Origin of the sequence: Cryobacterium sp. M23, from assembly GCF_002929655.1 — a bacterium.
Taxonomy (GTDB): Bacteria; Actinomycetota; Actinomycetes; order Actinomycetales; family Microbacteriaceae; genus Cryobacterium; species Cryobacterium sandaracinum.
Genome location: NZ_PJJV01000062.1, coordinates 62,544 through 68,585, shown reverse-complemented (window position 1 = coordinate 68,585; position 6,042 = coordinate 62,544). Strand labels below are relative to the sequence as shown.

6 protein-coding genes are annotated in these 6,042 nt (G+C 67.7%); 5 read left to right on the top strand and 1 reads right to left on the bottom strand.

The features are described 5' to 3' along the window. The 4 genes from CXY82_RS06135 to CXY82_RS06120 form a co-directional block, all read left to right on the top strand. On the top strand, nucleotides 1-633 hold a 633-nt coding region (locus tag CXY82_RS06135), incomplete at its 5' end, for an acetyl-CoA carboxylase biotin carboxyl carrier protein subunit (RefSeq protein ID WP_304481765.1). Then, nucleotides 630-1,796 carry an acyl-CoA dehydrogenase family protein gene (locus tag CXY82_RS06130; protein WP_104170132.1) on the top strand — a complete coding sequence of 389 codons (1,167 nt, stop codon included), beginning with the start codon at nucleotides 630-632 and terminating at the stop codon, nucleotides 1,794-1,796. The genes CXY82_RS06135 and CXY82_RS06130, both read left to right, overlap by 4 nt. An 11-nt stretch (nucleotides 1,797-1,807) precedes the next feature. After that, nucleotides 1,808-2,293 carry a MaoC family dehydratase gene (locus CXY82_RS06125; RefSeq protein WP_104170131.1) on the top strand — a complete coding sequence of 162 codons (486 nt, stop codon included), beginning with the start codon at nucleotides 1,808-1,810 and terminating at the stop codon, nucleotides 2,291-2,293. Further along, on the top strand, nucleotides 2,290-3,153 hold the full coding sequence (locus CXY82_RS06120) for a CoA ester lyase (protein WP_104170130.1): 864 nt from the start codon (nucleotides 2,290-2,292) through the stop codon (nucleotides 3,151-3,153). The genes CXY82_RS06125 and CXY82_RS06120 overlap by 4 nt, the downstream gene beginning before the upstream one ends. Before the next feature lie 354 nt (nucleotides 3,154-3,507). Here CXY82_RS06120 and CXY82_RS06115 read toward each other — a convergent pair whose 3' ends face one another. Continuing rightward, on the bottom strand, nucleotides 3,508-4,011 hold the full coding sequence (locus CXY82_RS06115) for a glutathione peroxidase (protein ID WP_104170129.1): 504 nt from the start codon (nucleotides 4,009-4,011) through the stop codon (nucleotides 3,508-3,510). Between the two features lie 332 nt (nucleotides 4,012-4,343). Between CXY82_RS06115 and CXY82_RS06110 the strand changes: the two genes are divergently transcribed. Beyond that, nucleotides 4,344-6,032, top strand: a complete 1,689-nt coding sequence (locus CXY82_RS06110; RefSeq protein ID WP_233199227.1) for a ribonuclease J — start codon at nucleotides 4,344-4,346, stop codon at nucleotides 6,030-6,032. Nucleotides 6,033-6,042: the final 10 nt, after the last annotated feature.

Here is a 6,042-nt window from a genome sequence, read left to right as displayed (position 1 = left end):
TGGGCACAGCCGAGCGGCTGGCGGCTCGGCCCGGCCCGGCCGGTGCACTACAGCCTGCGGGTCAGCGCCACCGAAACCGTCGACGTTGCCGTGCTGACCGGCCCGGACGGCCTGAGCGTGGCCGTCGACGAACGGATGCCCGTTCCCGGCCGACTCGCGCCCGTCACCGGCCGCGCCGACACCTTCGCCTGTGAACTGGGCGGCCGCCTTGAGGTGCTGCAGCTCGTGTCCGACGGCCCGCGCCTCTGGCTCGGCCAGAGCGGTTTCGGCACCGAGCTGGTGCACCGCTCCCGGGCCGAGCAGCTCGCCGACCGCCTCGCCGGCCTCGACCGGGCCGGGGGAGAGGCCGGGGCGGCCCGGCCGGAGGTGCGCTCGCCGATGCCCGGGACCGTGGTTGCCGTGCACCTCGCCACGGGCGACCTGATCGTCACCGGCCAGCGCATCCTCACCGTGGAGGCCATGAAAATGGAGCACCATCTGCTGGCCGAAACGGATGGCCGGCTCACCATCGGCGTGCACCCGGGTGACCTCGTGCGCCTCGACCAGATCGTCGCCACAGTCACCGCCACCGCCGTGACCACCGGGACGGAAGCCACACCACCAGCCACGCCAGTCAAGGGAGACCCAACGTGAAACAGGAACTGACCGAGCAGCAGCAGCAGCTCAGCGACACCGTGCGCGACTTCGCCGACATGGTCGTAGCGCCGGCCGCCTACGAGTACGACACCAAGCGCAGCCTGCCCTATGACATCATCGCCCAGATGGGGGAGTTGGGCCTGTTCGGCCTGCCATTCCCGAAGGAGTACGGCGGCCAGGGCCAGGACTACTTCGCGCTCTGCCTCGCGGTCGAGCAGCTTGCCCGGGTCGACCAGTCCATCGCCGTCACCCTCGAGGCCGGCGTGGGGCTCGGCATCATGCCCGTCTACCGGCGCGGAACCGAGGCGCAGAAGCAGGAGTGGGTGCCGCTGCTGACCAGCGGGCGTGCGCTCGCCGCGTTCGGGCTGACCGAGGCGGATGCCGGCTCCGACGCCGCCGGCACGAAGACCACGGCCGAGCTCTCCGGCAGTGAATGGGTGATCAACGGCACGAAGCAGTTCATCACCAACTCCGGCTCCGAGATCACCCGGCTGGTCACCGTGACAGCCGTCACCGGCGAGTCCGAGCGCCCCGACGGCTCGGTGAAGAAGGAGCTCACGGCCATCCTCGTGCCCACCCCGACCCCGGGGTTCACGGCGCTGCCGGCTTACGACAAGGTGGGCTGGCACACCTCCGACACGCATCCGCTGCTCTTCGAGAACGTGCGCGTGCCCGAGGCCAACCTGCTCGGCGAACGCGGCCGCGGCTTCGCCAACTTCGTGCAGACCCTCGACGAGGGGCGCATCGCCTTCGCCGCGCTGTGCACGGGCGCGGCGCAGGGCTGCCTCGAGGAGGCCATCCGTTACGCCAACACCCGCAATGTGTTCGGCCGGTCGATCGGCTCCAACCAGCACATCGCGTTCAAGATCGCACGGATGCAGGCTCGCGTGCACACGGCCCGCCTCGCCTACTACGACGCGGCCAGGAAAATGGTTCACGGACACCCCTTCAAAATGGAGGCCTCGATTGCCAAAATGGTGGGAAGCGAAGCCGCCATGGACAACGCTCGCGACGCGACCCAGATCTTTGGCGGCTACGGGTTCCTGAACGAGAACCCGGTGGCGAGGCACTACCGCGACTCGAAGGTGCTCGAGCTCGGTGAAGGCACTACCGAGGTTCAGCTGATGGTCATCTCACGGGCGCTTGGGTTCTCCGGTTAGGCAGGAGGAAAATGAACGACGAACGACGCACGATCGAGCAGCGCGGGCTGTATTACGAGGAATTCGACCTCGAGGCCCGCTACCGGCACAGCCCCGGTCGCACGGTGACCGAGGCCGACAACGTGCTCTTCAGCACGCTGACCATGAACTCGCAGGCACTGCACCTCGACGCGGCGTGGGCGGCCACCCAGCCGTTCGGGCAGCGCCTGGTCAACTCGATGTTCACGTTGGCGACGCTGGTGGGCAGTTCGGTCGCGCAGCTGACGCAGGGCACGATCGTGGCGAACCTCGGCTTCGGGGAGGTGACGTTCCCGCATCCGCTCTTCCACGGTGACACCCTCTACTCCGACACGATCGTCACCGCCCGCCGGCTGTCGGCGTCCCGGCCGGGCCAGGGGCTGGTCACGCTCCGGCACACCGGTCGGAACCAGGAGGGTGACGTGGTGGCCACGGCCGAGCGCACGGTGCTGGTCTGGTGCCGGGCGGCCGTCCAATGAGCTTCGACCTTGGACCCGCGCTGCTGTTCTGCCCGGCTGACCGCCCCGACCGGTATCGCAAGGCGGCGGAGCGGGCGGATGCCGTGATCCTCGACCTGGAGGATGCGCTCCTGCCCGGCAACCGGGCACGCGCTCGCGGCCTGCTGGTCAGCCATCCGCTCGACCCCGAACGCACGGTCGTTCGCGTCAACCCGGCCGACACGCCCGACTTCCAGCTTGACCTCGCCGCCCTCGACGACACCCTGTACCGCTACGTGATGCTGCCGAAGACCGTGAGCGCCGCCCACCTCGCCGCTCTCGCCCGGTTCGAGGTGATCGCGCTCTGCGAGACCGCCGCGGGGGTGCTCGCCGCCCCCTCGATTGCGGCCGAGCCCAATGTGGTGGCGCTGATGTGGGGCGCCGACGACCTGGTGGCCTCGCTCGGCGGCAGCTCGAGCCGGTTCCCCGACGGCAGCTACCGCGCCATCGCCCGCCACGCTCGGTCCGCGGTGCTCCTGGCGGCCGGGGCCAACGACAAGGCGGCCGTGGACGGCGTGTTCCTGGCCATCCCCGACCTCGAGGGTCTGCAGGCCGAGGTGGTGGATGCGGTCGCGAGCGGATTTCGCGCCACCGCCTGCATCCACCCCAGCCAGGTGCCCGTCATCCGGGCCGCCTACCGGCCCACGCCTGCCGAGGTCACGGCGGCGTGGCAGATCCTGGAGGCGGCCGCGGGAGAGGGGGGCGTGTTCGCCTACCAGGGGCGCATGATCGACGCGCCCCTGCTGCGCCACGCCGAGACGGTGCTGCGGCGGGCGGCGGCCGTCCCGCCGGAACCGGGATTTCCGACGGGCCCGGCTCCGGCCGACTCGGTGGACCACTAGCTGCCTCTGTTCGGCGTCGAACCAATTCGACGGAGATTTTGGCGATAAACGGATACTGCAGCGGTTTACAACCGTTTTGGAGCAGAATCTCCGTCGAATTCGTTCACGGCGCAGCGCGGGGCGGGGCGACCGCTGATTGCCCGAACCGCGTAAGCCCTGCGGAATACCCGAGGCCCCTTGTGGCTTAATCAGGAGATACGTCTGGCCACGCTGGGCATCCGTGCCGGTTCCGCACTGGTCCGGGGCGGCAGGTTCACGCGGGCGACGGATGTCCTGAGTTGACCACACGCGCGGGCACGGCCGGGGCCAACCCACCCCAGGGGAGCCAGGGGCTCCAACCGGCTCGCTGGGCTCTTAGGCGGCGTTGGCCGCGAGGGTCTTCTCGATCGCCTGCACGATCTCGTCGGACTCCGGCTCGACCGTCGACGCGAAGCGGTTGACGATCTCACCCTCGGGACTCACCAAGAACTTCTCGAAGTTCCACTTGATCAGACCGGGCAGCAGGCCCGACTTGAACTTGGTCAGCTGAGCGTAGAGCGGGTGCTGGTGCCTGCCGCGCACGTCGACCTTCACGCTCAGCGGGAAGGTGACGCCGTAGTTCATCTGGCAGAACGACTCGATGTCCGCCTCGGCCCCTGGCTCCTGTCCCATGAACTGGTTGCAGGGAAGGCCGAGCACGACGAGTCCCTCGTCCTGGTACTTCTGGTAGAGCGCTTCGAGACCGGCGTACTGCGGGGTGAACCCACATTTCGAGGCGACGTTCACGACCAGGACGGCCTTGCCGCCGAACTGGCCGAAGGTCGTTTCCGTGCCGTCGATGAGGGTGAGTGGGGTCGAATAAAGCACTGAGGCAGACATGCGTCCGACGCTACCGGTGCTGCCTTCGAGAAGGCTGGGCAGGGGAGCGGTGAAGGGGCTGACCAGGCTGCGATAGAATGGGGCGTCATGAGCATCATCCGTGCCCTCTCGACTGCCGTGTCGATGACTTCACGGACCTGACGCCACCGCCTTCGGACTCAGCCTCAACTCCGACCCGATCGGACATTAGCGTCCGCCCCGGGCGAGGCCGCCCGAATCCAGACTTTGCACGATCTGTTCACCAGAACATCCGTTCACCAGGACCCGACCACGGTCCACTACGCGAGACACGCCCGCGACGCGCGCGTTTTCACACTGAGAAATGAGTTTTTTTGACCAAGCACCCGCTCGACCTGTCCACGCCGCCGCAGCTGCCCAGGCGCGGCCTCCGCGTCACCCCGCTCGGCGGTCTCGGCGAGATCGGCCGCAACATGACGGTCTTCGAACACAAGGGCAAGCTCCTGATCGTGGACTGCGGCGTTCTCTTCCCCGAGGAGACCCAGCCCGGCATCAACGTGATCCTGCCCGACTTCTCGTCGCTGCGCGACCGCCTCCAGGACATCGAGGCCATCGTGCTCACCCACGGCCACGAAGACCACATCGGCGGCGTGCCGTACCTGCTGCGCGAGCGCAAGGACATCCCCGTCATCGGATCGCAGCTGACCCTGGCCTTCGTCACAGCGAAGCTCGAAGAGCACCGCATCACGCCGCGCCTGATCGAGGTCAAGGAGGGTCAGCGCCGCAAGGCCGGCCCGTTCGACCTCGAGTTCCTCGCCGTGAACCACTCGATCCCCGACGGACTCGCCGTCGCGATCCGCACCGAGGCCGGCCTCGTGCTCGTCACCGGCGACTTCAAGATGGACCAGTTCCCCCTCGACAACCGCCTCACCGACCTCCCCGGTTTCGCCCGGCTCGGAGAAGAGGGCGTCGACCTGTTTCTGACCGACTCGACCAACGCCGAGGTTCCCGGGTTCACGGTGACCGAGGAAGACATCCGCCCGGCCATCGACGCCGTCTTCCGTACCGCTCCTCGCCGGATCATCGTCTCCAGCTTCGCCAGTCACGTGCACCGCATCCAGCAGGTCATCGACGCCGCCGCCCGCCACAACCGCAAGGTGGCCTTCGTCGGCCGCTCGATGGTACGCAACATGGGCATCGCCGAGAAACTGGGCTTCCTTCAGGTGCCCAAGGGCCTCCTGGTTGACGTCAAGGCCTTCGACCGGATGAAGGACGACAAGGTCGTCCTCATCTGCACCGGTTCGCAGGGTGAGCCCATGGCCGCGCTGGCCCGCATGGCCAACCGCGAGCACACCATCAAGATCGGCGAGGGCGACACCGTTCTGCTGGCCAGTTCGCTGATCCCCGGAAACGAGAACTCGATCTACCGGGTCATCAACGGCCTCACCCGCTGGGGTGCCAACGTCGTGCACAAGGGCAATGCCAAGGTGCACGTCTCCGGCCATGCGTCGGCCGGCGAACTCGTCTATGTCTACAACATCGTCAAACCTAAGAACGTCATCCCGTACCACGGCGAATGGCGCCACCTCAAGTCCAATGCCGATCTGGCCATCCGCACGGGCGTGCCCGTGGACCAGGTCCTCGTCGTCGAAGACGGCGTGGTCGTCGACCTCGTCGACGGTGTCGCGAAAGTCACCGGCCGCGTGGCTGCCGAGCTCGTCTTCGTGCACGGTATGACGGTCGGCGGAGGCGGCTCCGAGGAGGCTCTCGCCGACCGCGTGCAGCTCTCCAACGACGGCGCCGTCACGATCCTCGGCATCCTCGACACCCGAACCGGGCTTCTCACTGAGCCGGTCGAGTTCATCGCCCGCGGCTTCGTGCAGGACAACGAGTGGATCCAGGGCGCGACCAAGTCCATCGATGACGCCCTGCGCGCCGCGAACAAGGTCAAGATCGTCAACGGCGCAGAGCTCGAAGACATCTTCACGCAGAGTCTGACCCGCTGGATGCAGCGCAAGTACCGCCGCATCCCGGTCATCACCTCGGTCGTCGTCGACGCCTGATTGTAGCCGC